We start from the raw sequence: 13,589 nt of genomic DNA on the forward strand, positions 1-13,589 counted from the left end.
AAGGCAAAAATAAACGAATTGTTAATTATAACGCAGTATATTAATAATAATTTTATTATGGTTTTTATTATGGTTATTTTTGCGCTTTAAAAAAAAACATGGAACAGGTATATTTTGATAACGCCGCTACGACACGAGTTAGAGATGAAGTCATTACTGCCATGACCGAAGTTTTGAAAACCAATTACGGCAATGCCTCTTCGTCGCATAGTTTTGGTAGGTCGTCTAAGGCATTGATTGAAAAATCAAGAAAAGCCGTTGCTAGTTGTTTAAATGTATCCGCAAGCGAGATTATATTTACTTCTGGTGGTACTGAAGCCGATAATTTAATTTTATTAAGTGCTGTTAGGGATTTAAAAGTAACACATATTATTACCTCTAAAATTGAGCATCACGCGGTTTTACACACTATAGAACAACTTGTTAAAGATTATAAAATTGCCGTTAGTTATGTTGATCTAAAACCAAATGGAAAGATTGATTATTTGCATTTGGAAACTCTTATGAAAACTGAAAATAAAACGCTGGTAAGCTTAATGCATATTAATAATGAAATAGGTAATATTTTAAATATGAAACGTGTAGCGAGCTTATGTAAAGTGAATAATGCGTTGTTTCATAGCGATACGGTGCAGTCTGTGGGACACTATAAGATGGATTTGCAAGATATTCAAGTTGATTTTATTGCTGGGGCAGCTCATAAATTTCATGGGCCAAAGGGTGTTGGTTTTGCTTTTATTAGGAAAAATTCAGGATTGAAACCATTGATCTTTGGTGGCGAGCAGGAACGAGGACTTCGAGCAGGGACCGAAAGTGTTCATAATATTGTAGGTTTGGAAATGGCTTTAAAAAGTGCTTATGAAAACTTAGGTAATGAAACTGCATTTATAAAAGATTTAAAACAACATTTCATAAATAAAATTGAAAGCGATATTCCCAACGCCACTTTTAACGGAAGGTCTGGTAATATGGAAAAAAGCACATATACACTGGTAAATGTATGTTTGCCAATACCACCTAAAAAAGCTGCTATGCTATTATTTCAGTTAGATTTAAAAGGAATAGCTTGTTCTAAAGGAAGTGCTTGCCAAAGTGGAAGTAACCAAAACTCGCATGTGCTGACTGAAATTCTAAGTGCTGAAGATTTGCAAAAACCGTCCATTCGATTTTCGTTTAGCATATATAATACCAAAGAAGAAATAGATTATGTGGTGGGGGTTTTGAAGGCGTTTGTTGATTAGTTAAAACTTCATAGTCGTTCTAACATTAAAAACCCTTGGCGTTAAATAATTTGGAATGGCGTATTGACGTTTCGTATATACATCGCGCACCCAAGTATTTGTAATAGAGTTTTGTACATCAAATATGTTATAAATTTCAAACCCAAAAGAGAGCTCTTTAAATGGTTTTTTCCAACCGCTTTCAAATTGCTTTTTAGCATCAACCAATACAAATTGCAAACCTAAATCGGCACGTTTGTATGATGGCAATCTATTTTGATAATTGTATGGGTCGGCATAACTTGGTGAGCCTCCTGGTAAGCCGGTGTTGTAGACTAAATTCAAATAGAGCTTCATATTAGGGACATTAGGCACGTAATCTTGAAACAGGGCAGCAAATTTTAAACGTTGGTCCGTAGGGCGTGAGATATAACCCTTGTTATCAATGTTTTCTTCTGTTTTTAAGTAACCAAAACTAAACCACGATTCGGTTCCGGGAACAAATTCCCCATTCAAACGCATGTCCAATCCGTAAGCGTATGCTTTGGCATTGTTGTTAGCAGCATAACGAATACGCACATTTTCTAAAGTATAGGGGTTGACATCCGAAAGATTTTTGTAATAAGCTTCAGAAGTAAGTTTAAAAGGACGTTCCCACATTTTAAAACTATAATCGTTACCTAAAACCACATGAAACGATTGTTGCGCTTTCACATGGGGTTGCACCACACCATCTGAATCTCGAAGTTCTCTGTAAAACGGCGGTTGGTAATATGCGCCCGCTGCTATTCTAAAAAGCATGTCCTTTTCCCAGTAAGGCTTTATAGCGAATTGTGCTCTCGGACTAAATACGGTCTGGTTTGACGAAGAAATATTATCTCCATTTACAGTCCAATTATGCACACGAACCCCGGCATTGTACCAAACATCACTGGTACCCATAGTGGCTCGTTTACTCCATTGCGCATAGGCTTGAACTCGATTAATCTGTGTGTAATTGGTAGCTCTTACATTTGTAAATGGTACTAATGGGCCACTATATGGCACATAAGGTTGCTCATTTGCAGGTATTGTTTTTGGTGGCCGAATAGAAAATCCAGCCGAATCTATGACTTCCCATTCAACCAATCGGTCGCGAATGTCTTCGTTGGTGTATTTTAAAGCCCATTCAATACGATGGTCATTAATTTTAAAATCGCCTTTATGCTCTATATTCGTAATTAGGGCATCTAGATCATTTCGTCCGTGATTCAATTGACTACCAACACCTCTGCTAAATTCAACGTCCCCTAAATTTTCTTCACCAATATTCGTATTCACTTCCCCTAAACGGTATTGTGCCAAAATATCAAAATGCTCTTCTTCGGTCGTATGGTATCTAGAAGCTATTAGTTTTAGCGTTAAATCGTCATTTGCAAAATAGGTGCCTTTAAAAGCACCAAAATACGTTTGATAGCGGTCTTTTTCCTGTCCTTCGTAAAACACTAAAAGGGCTATAGGGTCGGTAAGGGTGCCAAAATTTGTTTGACGTGTTTGTGGTTGGTAGTTGTATTTGTTAATGGAAGCGTTTCCTAAAAAACTTAAATGAAACTTGCTTGTGAATTTATAAGTGAAATAAGCTTGGGCATCGGCAAATGACGGTTTAAAATTGGTTTCGGTTTCTTTAGCATTTACTAGTAAACTATTGTCTCTATAGCGTAGCCCAACAATACCAGTGAATTTAGAATCTTTACTAATATTTTCAACAGAAAGACTTCCTCCCAATAAACTTAAATCGGCATTCGCTTCAAATTGATACGGATTTTTATAGGTAATATCTAAAACCGACGATAATTTATCGCCATATTTTGCTTGAAAACCACCTGCTGAAAAATCGACATTCTGTACCATATCGGTATTCACAAAACTTAAACCTTCTTGTTGCCCCGAGCGAACCAAAAAGGGTCGATACACTTCAATATCGTTTACATATACCAAGTTCTCATCATAATTACCACCACGCACCGAATATTGTGTGCTTAATTCGTTATTGTTGCTAACTCCGGGAAGTGTTAACAATAAATTTTCAACCCCAGCATTGGCGCCAGGGATTTTTCTAATAGTCTCAGGTTTTAGGGTGATGATGCCTTCAACATCACGTTGGCGTTTATTAGTAACAATTACGGCTGCTATTTGTTCTATAGATGTGCTCATAACTGGATTAAATTCGTAGTCTTCACCATTTTTCAAATTAAAAACACTTACGATTTTTTTGTATGAAAGATGCGAGAATTCAATAGTTACGTCTTGGTTCGCAGGTATTTCTAAGATATAAAAACCATTGACGTTGGTGACCGTTCCCATGGTATCGGTTTTAATGTTTACGTTTACAATGGGTGTGTTGTTTTCGTTTAAAATAATACCCTTTATGGTAGCAGTTTGTGAATAACCAACAAGAATAATCGAAAAAAAGAATAGGGTAAAAACGTAAAATTTTGTTTTCAAATGGCAGTTGTTAAGTGTTATTTCCTGAAAAATGTTGCTTCAAAAGTAGCACTATTTCCAACATTATCGGTTACAATTAGCTTAAAATCATTCTTAGTATCGGTAACGATATCGTCATTAAAATCGTAAGTAAGTGTTTTTGTTTTGTAATCATATTCCATTAAAATCCATTTGCCGTTTACAGTTGCTCGGTAATTAGAAATTCCTGAAACCGTATCGTTTATTTTAACTTTCAAAAATCTAAAATTGCTTAACCATTGCCCGTCTTTAAAATTTAAAGGGGATATAGTGGGGTTTACCGTATCGGTTGCAAGGGCATAAGTGCCCAATGTTTTTGTACTTGTTGATAATATATTACCCTCTCTTTTCGTGAATGAATATAAAGGGTATTTTTTATAGCCTACCAATCTAGCAATAAACAATTTGTCTTTATCGGGGTCTTTGTAATTACTAATATCGTAGCTTATCGTGAAGTTTTTTCTGGTAGGTACAATGTCTTTATGTAAAGTTAAAATATCGTTATTTACATCAAAATCCATATAGAAATTTTCATAAAAGGTATCGGGGTAAAAATCGACTGACACATTGCCTGACCTTAAATTGGTAGATTGATTTGCGGTAATATAATAAGGTGTTGTTTTTTCTACTTTGGGATTTGAAATTGTTGTTTTGTTACCTTTAATGTTGATGGTGACAAAAGATGCGTTGTTTTTAAAATCGGAAACACGAATTTTATAAACCGAAGCGGTACTGTCTTCAATCGTTAAAACACCATCGTTTAATATGGGTTTTAAGATACTTAATGGGTTGTTTTTTTTGAATAATTTTTGAATACGCCGTCTGTTACTAATATAATGTTCATAATCTATAAATTGATTGATGCATGATGACTCATCAAAAGAAAATATACTAAAATCGACTTCAAAATTCTGGTTACCATTTAAAAAGGTTTGAATATTGTAAACCCCGTTTGAATTTGCCGCCAAATCTTGTCGGTCGTTAGTTTCAATACCAAAACCAATATTTCCAAAAGCTTCAATGCTTTCAGTAATATAATCACCGCTTTTTAAAGGAATAAGTCTTAATTTTTGTTTAGAGTTTGATTTATTAACAGATGCATTTTCATCTAAAGCATAGGCATAAATAGCGCTAACGGTAGGCTTCGAATTGTCTTTTATATCAATACCAAAAAGCATCGGGTTCATGGGGCGTTCTTCTTTATCGCGAATTTCAAAATGTAAATGCGGTCCGCCAGAGCCACCGGTATTACCACTATATGCAACCAGACTGCCTTTAGTTACAGGCAAGGTTTCAGCACTTGGGAAGAGCTCAATTTCAAATGATTCTTTTTCGTATTGTTGTTTTTTAATATAGGCTTCAATTTCTGGCGAAAATTTTTGTAAATGACCATAAACCGTTGTGTAGCCATTAGGATGCGTGATGTATAAGGCTTTACCATAACCAAAATGGGCTACTTTAATTCGGCTCACAAAGCCGTCGGCACATGCCAATACTTTTAATCCTTCGCGTTGTTGCGTTTTTATATCTAAACCAGAATGGAAATGGTTAGAACGCAATTCACCAAAACTACCAGATAGAATAAGTGGGATTTCCAATGGTGGATTAAAATAATCTTGTGGATAATTGTTTTGGGCATTAGTAAATATTGAGAAAACTAAAAAAAAGGAAAAGATTAATCGCATAACAAAGTAGTTGCTGCTAAAATATTAATTAGTTATTAATGTGCAAAAGAATAAAACAAAAATCGAGCCATGGTATCGATTATGAGTAATAACGAAAATTTTAAAATTTTATTAAAAAACAATTGTAATTTATAAGCAGGTATGTTAACTTTGTGAGATAAGTATTGAAATTTGTAAATGAGTAATATTGAAGATATTGTAGATTCTTTAGAAAACAAAATTAGCAAGGTATTACACAAACTAGAGCTTTTGAAGCTTGCTAACTTGAAATTGACTGAAGAATTAAACGTTTCAAAGCAAGAAATTCAAAACCAAAAATTGCATATTGCAAGTTGGGAAGAAAAGTATGAAGCGCTTAAAATGGCAAATACAATGCTTGGTAGTGACAACAATAAAAGAGAAACTAAGCTTAAAATAAACGCATTAATTAGAGATATTGATCATTGTATCGCTCAGCTCTCAGATTAATTTTAAAAAATCAATGTCAGAAAAGCTTAAAATAAAGCTATCTATAGCTAATAGAGTGTACCCTTTAACTATTGATGCAAGTCAAGAAGAAGGGTTGCGAAAAGCGGCTAAAAACATTGATGCTATGATTAAACAGTTTGAGCAGAGTTATTCGGTTCGAGATAAACAAGATGTATTAGCTATGTGTGCTTTACAATTTGCTTCTCAAGTAGAACAGAAATCTATAGATAAAGAGAGTATAAGTGAGCATGTAGAGGAAAAGCTAAATGCGTTAAACAACTTATTGCAATCTCATTTAGTTTCTTAAATGTTCTTTAAAATAAACTAAAAGTTACTGCCTACATTAGTTATTTTTTTTGATAAACTCAACGTTAATTCTTTAAAAAGGGTGAGTTTAAGTTGTAAAAGCATGCTGCATGTGCTGAATTTATTTCGGTACCTAGCAGATCCTTGATCAGCTTGTTAGCCCTAAACTTGTTTTTAAGGAGTTTATACAAAATTTTAAGCTGGTGTAGGCTTTTTTATATACAAAAATTAACTAAACACAATAATGGATAACTCAATTATATTGATTGCTGGGGGCATAATATTAGGACTTGTAATAGGTTTTATTGTAGCAAAAACCTTAGAAAAAAACAATGCTTCCAAACTTGTTAAGGAAGCAAAAAAGAGTGCAGCTTTAATACTTAAAGAAGCCAATAGTGAAGGAGAGTCAATTAAAAAAGATAAGATTCTTCAAGCAAAAGAAAAATTTTTAGAACTTAAAGCAGAACACGAAAAAGTGATTCTGTCGCGCGATAAAAAAATGGCAGAAGCCGAAAAACGTATTCGTGATAAAGAATCTCAAATATCTAACGAACTGGCTAAGACTAAAAAGTTAAGTGAAAATCTTGAAATCAAAGAAAAAGATTATGATCACAGATTAGATGTGCTCGATAAAAAACAAGAGGAAATAGATAGATTGCACAAAAGCCAAGTGCAACAGCTGGAAGTTATTTCCAGTCTTTCTGCCGAAGAAGCGAAGTCGCAATTAGTAGAGTCTTTAAAAGGAGAAGCTAAGAATGATGCCATGGCGTACATTCAAAGCTCGATGGAAGAAGCTAAATTAACGGCAGAACAAGACGCTAAAAAAATTATTATAAACACCATTCAACGTATAGGAACAGAAGAAGCGGTTGATAATTGTGTCTCTGTATTTAACATAGAATCGGATGATGTTAAAGGACGTATTATTGGTCGTGAAGGACGAAACATTCGTGCTATTGAAGCTGCAACAGGGGTGGAGATTATTGTTGATGATACTCCGGAAGCCATTATATTATCTTGTTTCGATTCTGTGCGACGTGAAATCGCCCGTTTATCATTGCATAAATTGGTAACCGATGGAAGAATTCACCCTGCAAGGATAGAAGAAGTAGTAGAGAAAACCAAGAAACAAATAGAGCAAGAAATAATTGAAGTTGGTAAACGTACCGTTATAGATTTAGGGATTCACAATTTACATCCTGAACTTATTAAAATGGTCGGTAGAATGAAATACCGCTCGTCTTACGGACAAAACCTATTACAGCACTCACGCGAAGTCGCTAAACTTTGTGGTGTGATGGCTGCCGAATTAGGATTAAATCCAAAACTAGCTAAACGGGCTGGTTTACTACACGATATAGGTAAAGTGCCAGATGCTGAAACCGATATGGAAACCCCCCACGCTATTTTAGGTATGCAATGGGCTGAAAAATTTGGTGAGAAGGATGATGTATGTAACGCTATTGGTGCGCATCACGACGAGATTGAAATGAAATCGTTATTGGCACCAATTATTCAAGTTTGTGATGCTATATCCGGGGCACGCCCAGGAGCACGTCGCCAAGTTTTAGACAGTTATATTCAACGTTTAAAAGATTTGGAAGATATCGCTTTCGGATTTACTGGAGTTAAAAAAGCTTATGCCATTCAAGCGGGTAGAGAGTTGCGTGTTATTGTTGAAAGCGAAAAAGTAGACGACCAAAAAGCAGCCGATTTATCATTTAGTATTTCTCAAAAAGTACAAACTGATATGACCTATCCAGGCCAAGTTAAAGTAACAGTTATTAGAGAAACCAGAGCGGTTAATATTGCTAAGTAACAATTTCTGCGAAAGCAAAAATCTCAATACATCTAAATTATAACAAAAAAGTCCAGCTATTTATGCTGGATTTTTTATTTGGTATAAATTAAAAGTTAAAAGGATTTTTTTATTTTACCATCTAACCATCTAACCATCTAACCATCTAACCATCTAACCATCTAACCATCTAACCATCTAACCATCTAACCATCTAACCATCTAACCTGTCTAACTACCTCCTAGGATGAAACCGTTCTACAATCTCAGTTAAATGACTTTTATCCAGATGTACGTAAATTTCGGTAGTGGTGATACTTTCATGGCCAAGCATTAGCTGAATGGACCTTAAATCGGCTTTGTTTTTTAAAAGATGTGTGGCAAACGAATGTCTAAACGTGTGTGGGGAAATACTTTTCTTGAGTCCGATTTTTTCAGCCAATTGTTTTATAATAGTAAAAACCATCGCTCGTGTTAGTTGTTTGCCTCTACGGTTTAAGAACAAAGTATCTTCAAAGCCATTTTTAATGATCATGTGATTGCGGATTTCACTTCGGTATATATTGATGTATTTTTGGGTAATATCTATTATAGGAACAAATCGTTGTTTATCGCCCTTGCCTGTTACTTTAATAAAACCTTCCTCAAAAAACAAATCTGATATTTTAAGATTAATAAGTTCGCTGACTCGCAATCCACAGCCATATAAAGTTTCTAGCATGGCCCGATTGCGCTCGCCCTCGGGTTTGCTTAAATCAATAGCATTAATTAGGTCATCAATTTCTTTTTCAGAAAGCGTATCGGGTAATTTGCGCCCTATTTTAGGAGATTCAATAAGTTCTAAAGGGTTTGAAGCTATATAATCTTCAAACACCAAATAGTTAAAAAAACTGCGTAAACCGGATATTAATCGTGATTGAGAACGTGTATTGATTGTTTTTGCCGTTTCATAAATAAATTGCTGTATGGTTTCCGTTGATATGGAAATGGGAGACTCGTTGATGTGATGGCTGTCTAAATAAGAAATCAATTTAGCAACATCAAGGCTGTAGTTTTCGATAGAATTTTTAGATAAACCACGTTCAATCTTTAAATATAATTGATAGTCTTTTAGTGCGTTTTGCCATTTCATATCCGTAAAAATAGCGTAAATTTTATAATATAAATAGTATAATGCATACGTAATTATACCAGTTTTCCTTATTAATTGTTTTTAATAATTTGATTGTAATTAACTGATTTTTAATTTTTTATGAATTTTTGTTAATAAAATTGTTAATAACGTAAATAATTATATTAAAAATTCTAAAAAAAAGCATTTAATTTGCGTATAAACCAATTAAAACAATTTAAATTATGAAAAAACTATTTTTATTGCCACTTTTTGCGATTTTATCAATTGCTACTGTTAATGCTCAAGAATTTAACGCTGGATTAAATGTTGGATTGCCTTTGGGTGATATTGAAGACGCCTACACGTTAAACATTGGAGTGGAAGCAAATTACTTATGGAATGTATCAGAAGGATTTGATGCTGGTCTTTCTGCTGGATACTCTCATTATCTTGGAGATTCCGACCTTGGAGTTGACGATGCAGGATTCTTACCAATTGCAGCAGCAGGACGTTTTAATCTTTCAGAAGATTTTACTATTGGTGCAGATTTAGGTTATGCAATAGGAATCAGTCCTAGTGGAAACGATGGTGGTTTTTATTATGCACCAAAAGTACAATACGGTGTTAGTGAATCTTTAGATATTGTTTTAGCTTACAAAGGTGTAAGTGTAGATGGAGGTACATTTAGCTCTGTAAACTTAGGAATTGAATTTGGATTGTAATTTAAAAGTATATTTATGAAAAGGGGCAGCTAATTAACTGCTCCTTTTTTATTAAAAAGAAATGAATTAATCAGTTGAATGTGAGTTTTTATAAAAAAAAGTTTAAAAAGAAAGAAAAAGCATATGATAAAAATAAATTTTTTCTTGTTTTTTGTGAATTAATACTATATTTACTTAATATTTAAAAATCAATTAAACCAAGTTTATTATGAAAAAAATATTTATTGTGACTTTATTAAGTTTAATTTCTTGCTCTAATGATGAGAGTATCTTAACCGATAAAAATTTATCAAAAGCTTCTTATGATATGTGGACTTTTCCAGATGGAACTCAATTAAAATTATCATATGAAGAAAATGATGAAATAATTCAAGATGAAAATTTTAATTTATTTTCAAAAAAAATTGAAGACATTTCTAAAGAAAACAAAATTGCATTTGTTTTTAATGGTAAAGGAAAACCATATGATGTTGTATTAAATGAAGTTCAAACAGCTGTTCAAAGTAAATCTATTTCACCAAAGGCAACAAATAAGGTTTTAGGCCTTGTGTCACGTGTTACTTTTTATGATAACAATGATTATTCTGGTAGTGATTATTCAGAATTTGTGCTTAACTCTTCTGTTAATTATTATATGAAAGAATTCGAATCCATTTATAGAAACTATATTAATAATATAGGAAGTGGAGGTATTATAAATTTGCGCGGAAAAGTATCTTCTATTAAATTAGAGGGATGGTCTGAAGTTCAACTAACTTTATTACCGGAGTCCTACCCAATAAAAATAACTAATCATGATATTAATGTTAATGAGCCAAACCTTAGTCAGGTTAAATATGTTAAATTATCAGATATAAGGTATCCAGGGTCCTTTTTTTTAAATGCAGATAATAGATCAAATAGAGTAATAGTTAAGTTTCAATAATATAAAACCGAAGCTAACACCTTCGGTTTTTTTATGCCCTATTTTTATGAAAAGGGAGCAGCTAATTAACTGCTCCTTTTTTATTGAAAAAAAATGAATTAATCAGTTGAATGTGAGTTTTTTATCGATTAAAAAATTTTTAAGAAAGAAAAAAAGTATGATATAAATAATTTTTTTCTTGTTTAATTAATGGATTGCTATTATGTTTGCCGAATAATTTAAAACAATTAAACCAAATTTATTATGAAAAAATTATTATTGAGTGCTGTTATTGCGGTTTTCGCAATGAGTAATGTGAATGCTCAAGATGGAGGTCAAACATCTAAAGGAAAATGGTTAATAGAAGCTAACACTGGATTTGGTGGAGGCGGAGGTCTTTATGGACATTCTGCTAATACCGGTTTTGGTTTGACATCAATTAATGGAGAAACTCTTTGGGCAATTGGTGCTGAAGGAGGTTATTTTGTAATGGATGATTTAGCTGTTAAAGTAGGTCTTGGTTATGCTGATTTCGCTGGAGAATCTGCTTTTTCTTATAAATTAGGAGCTAAGTATTATATATCGAGTATGATTCCTGTTCAAGTTGATTTTACAGGATCTAGTGTTGACGGTTTTGACGAAAATCCACTATGGTTAGGTCTACAGGGTGGTTATGCTATCTTTTTAGGAGATAATGTAAGTATAGAACCAGGTTTAAGATATAACTTATCTTTAAATGAAGATTTTACAGATGAAGGTATATTTGAATTCCGTGTTGGATTTGCTTTACACTTCTAATTAGAAAATAAAATTTTATAAAACCGAAGCTAACACCTTCGGTTTTTTTATGCCTAATTTTTAATATATTTACCTTATGAAAAAACTAATCATCATCAACGGTCCCAACTTAAATTTGTTAGGTAAACGTGAACCAGCAATTTATGGCAGTTTATCATTTACCGAGTTTTTAGAAGAAATAAAAGGTAAATATCCAACGGTTCAAATAGATTACTTTCAATCTAATATTGAAGGTGTACTCATTGACAAACTACACGAAGTAGGTTTTGCTTTTGATGGAATTATCTTAAATGCAGGTGCTTATACGCATACCTCTATTGGTATTGGTGATGCTGTTAAAGGTATTGAAACACCTGTGGTTGAAGTTCATATTTCCAACACATTTGGTAGAGAAGAATTTAGACATCAATCGTATATATCACCTAATGCTAAAGGTGTTATTCTCGGTTTTGGTTTACAGAGTTATGAATTGGCTATTCAAAGTTTTCTTTAGACTCGTTCCTTTTAGATAAATAGATTTTTAGAAGTTTGCTCAAGCATATTTTAGACAAAAAAAAGTTCCGTAAAATCGGAACTTTTTTTGTTATCTAGCATTTCTAATAAGTCTAACAACCTAAGAAGTCTACAAGTGAATCACTTCCCCATAAGCATCGGCAACAGCTTCCATAACCGCTTCACTCATCGTTGGATGCGGATGCACTGCTTTTAATACTTCATGTCCTGTAGTTTCTAATTTTCTTCCTAAAACAGCTTCAGCAATCATATCGGTTACACCAGCTCCAATCATGTGGCAACCTAACCATTCACCATATTTAGCATCAAAAATTACTTTTACAAAACCTTCTTTGTTACCACCAGCACTTGCTTTACCAGAAGCAGAGAACGGGAATTTGCCAACTTTAATGTCAAATCCTTTTTCTTTAGCTTGTTTTTCGGTTAAACCAACACTTGCAATTTCTGGAGAACAATAGGTACAACCTGGGATGTTTCCGTAATCTAACGCTTCTACATGTTGTCCTGCAATTTTTTCAACACATAAAATACCTTCAGCCGAAGCAACATGTGCTAAAGCTTGACCAGGTGTTACATCGCCAATAGCGTAGTATCCAGGAATGTTGGTTTGGTAAAAGTTGTTTACTAAAATTTTATCTCTATCAACAACAATTCCAACATCTTCTAAGCCAATGTTTTCAATGTTTGTTTTGATGCCAACAGCAGATAAAATAATATCGGCTTCTAAAACTTCTTCGCCTTTGCTAGTTTTAACGGTAGCTTTAACACCTTTGCCAGATGTGTCTACCTTGGTAACTTCGGCAGAAGTCATAATATTAATACCACTTTTCTTAAAAGATTTTTCTAATTGTTTTGATACGTCTTCATCTTCAACAGGCACCACGTTTGGTAAAAATTCCACGATGGTTACTTCGGTGCCCATAGAGTTGTAGAAATAAGCGAATTCAACGCCAATAGCCCCAGAACCTACTACAATCATTTTTTTAGGTTGGTTTGCTAAGCTCATCGCTTCTCTGTATCCAATGACCTTTTTACCATCTTGTGGTAAGCTTGGTAATTCGCGAGAACGCGCTCCGGTAGCAATTATAATATGGTCTGCACTGTATTCTGTTCCGTCAACATCAACCTTTTTTCCTGGTTTAAGTTTACCGTAACCCTTAATAACGTCTATTTTGTTCTTTTTCATTAAAAACTGAACCCCTTTGCTCATACCATCGGCAACACCACGGCTACGGCTTACAACAGCGTTAAAATCTTTGTCATAATCTTTAACGGATAAGCCATAATCACCAGCATGTTTAAGATACTCAAATACTTGAGCGGATTTTAACAACGCTTTAGTTGGGATACATCCCCAGTTTAAACATACACCCCCAAGGTTTTCTTTTTCAATAACAGCGGTTTTAAAACCTAGTTGGGATGCTCTAATAGCTGTAACATAACCTCCAGGGCCACTTCCAAGAACAATAATATCGTATTTACTCATGAGATTTTTTTAATCGTTATTTCAGGCTACGAATTTACGAAACCTAATTCGAATAAAGAATTTAGAAGTCTAT

12 protein-coding genes and 1 other RNA gene are annotated in these 13,589 nt (G+C 33.7%); 9 read left to right on the forward strand and 4 right to left on the reverse strand.

Annotation, left to right across the window (positions count from 1 at the left end; genetic code table 11):
• Positions 1–98 precede the first annotated feature (98 nt).
• The gene (locus tag CJ739_RS14470; RefSeq protein ID WP_117176559.1) at positions 99–1,241 is read left to right on the forward strand and encodes a cysteine desulfurase family protein; all 1,143 of its coding nucleotides are present in this window, start codon (positions 99–101) and stop codon (positions 1,239–1,241) included.
• Here CJ739_RS14470 and CJ739_RS14475 read toward each other — a convergent pair whose 3' ends face one another.
• Together CJ739_RS14475 and CJ739_RS14480 are read right to left on the reverse strand one after the other, a co-directional pair.
• Positions 1,242–3,704 (reverse strand): carboxypeptidase-like regulatory domain-containing protein, encoded by a 2,463-nt coding sequence (locus tag CJ739_RS14475; RefSeq protein ID WP_236951513.1) that lies wholly within the window; start codon positions 3,702–3,704, stop codon positions 1,242–1,244.
• A 17-nt stretch (positions 3,705–3,721) separates the two neighbouring features.
• Complete coding sequence (locus CJ739_RS14480; RefSeq protein ID WP_117176561.1) at positions 3,722–5,407, reverse strand: M23 family metallopeptidase; 1,686 nt, start codon at positions 5,405–5,407, stop codon at positions 3,722–3,724.
• A gap of 177 nt (positions 5,408–5,584) precedes the next feature.
• On the opposite strand from CJ739_RS14480, the gene CJ739_RS14485 reads away from it, so the two are divergent.
• The 4 genes from CJ739_RS14485 (at position 5,585) to rny (ending at position 8,000) form a co-directional block, all read left to right on the forward strand.
• Positions 5,585–5,875 (forward strand): coiled-coil domain-containing protein, encoded by a 291-nt coding sequence (locus tag CJ739_RS14485; RefSeq protein WP_117176563.1) that lies wholly within the window; start codon positions 5,585–5,587, stop codon positions 5,873–5,875.
• 13 nt (positions 5,876–5,888) lie between these two features.
• Positions 5,889–6,182 carry a cell division protein ZapA gene (locus CJ739_RS14490; protein WP_117176565.1) on the forward strand — a complete coding sequence of 98 codons (294 nt, stop codon included), beginning with the start codon at positions 5,889–5,891 and terminating at the stop codon, positions 6,180–6,182.
• 56 nt (positions 6,183–6,238) lie between these two features.
• Positions 6,239–6,366, forward strand: a non-coding RNA gene (ssrS, locus tag CJ739_RS14495) — 6S RNA.
• Positions 6,367–6,425: 59 nt separating this feature from the next.
• A complete protein-coding gene (gene rny / locus CJ739_RS14500; protein ID WP_117176567.1) occupies positions 6,426–8,000 on the forward strand; it encodes a ribonuclease Y in 1,575 nt (524 codons plus the stop codon).
• 214 nt (positions 8,001–8,214) lie between these two features.
• Here rny and xerD read toward each other — a convergent pair whose 3' ends face one another.
• Positions 8,215–9,111, reverse strand: coding sequence for a site-specific tyrosine recombinase XerD (gene xerD, locus CJ739_RS14505; protein ID WP_117176569.1), 897 nt, complete (start codon positions 9,109–9,111; stop codon positions 8,215–8,217).
• 224 nt (positions 9,112–9,335) lie between these two features.
• Between xerD and CJ739_RS14510 the strand changes: the two genes are divergently transcribed.
• The 4 genes from CJ739_RS14510 to aroQ all read left to right on the forward strand — a co-directional run bounded on the left by CJ739_RS14510 (position 9,336) and on the right by aroQ (position 12,010).
• The gene (locus CJ739_RS14510; RefSeq protein ID WP_117176571.1) at positions 9,336–9,815 is read left to right on the forward strand and encodes an outer membrane beta-barrel protein; all 480 of its coding nucleotides are present in this window, start codon (positions 9,336–9,338) and stop codon (positions 9,813–9,815) included.
• A 208-nt stretch (positions 9,816–10,023) separates the two neighbouring features.
• Complete coding sequence (locus tag CJ739_RS14515; protein ID WP_117176573.1) at positions 10,024–10,740, forward strand: hypothetical protein; 717 nt, start codon at positions 10,024–10,026, stop codon at positions 10,738–10,740.
• Positions 10,741–10,983: 243 nt separating this feature from the next.
• Positions 10,984–11,517, forward strand: a complete 534-nt coding sequence (locus tag CJ739_RS14520; RefSeq protein ID WP_117176575.1) for a hypothetical protein — start codon at positions 10,984–10,986, stop codon at positions 11,515–11,517.
• A 76-nt stretch (positions 11,518–11,593) separates the two neighbouring features.
• Positions 11,594–12,010 (forward strand): type II 3-dehydroquinate dehydratase, encoded by a 417-nt coding sequence (gene aroQ, locus CJ739_RS14525; RefSeq protein ID WP_117176578.1) that lies wholly within the window; start codon positions 11,594–11,596, stop codon positions 12,008–12,010.
• Positions 12,011–12,139: 129 nt separating this feature from the next.
• On the opposite strand, the gene lpdA is transcribed toward aroQ, so the two are convergent.
• Positions 12,140–13,516 carry a dihydrolipoyl dehydrogenase gene (lpdA, locus tag CJ739_RS14530; RefSeq protein WP_117176580.1) on the reverse strand — a complete coding sequence of 459 codons (1,377 nt, stop codon included), beginning with the start codon at positions 13,514–13,516 and terminating at the stop codon, positions 12,140–12,142.
• Positions 13,517–13,589: the final 73 nt, after the last annotated feature.

The sequence above is a fragment of the Mariniflexile sp. TRM1-10 genome, from assembly GCF_003425985.1.
Classification (GTDB): Bacteria; Bacteroidota; Bacteroidia; order Flavobacteriales; family Flavobacteriaceae; genus Mariniflexile.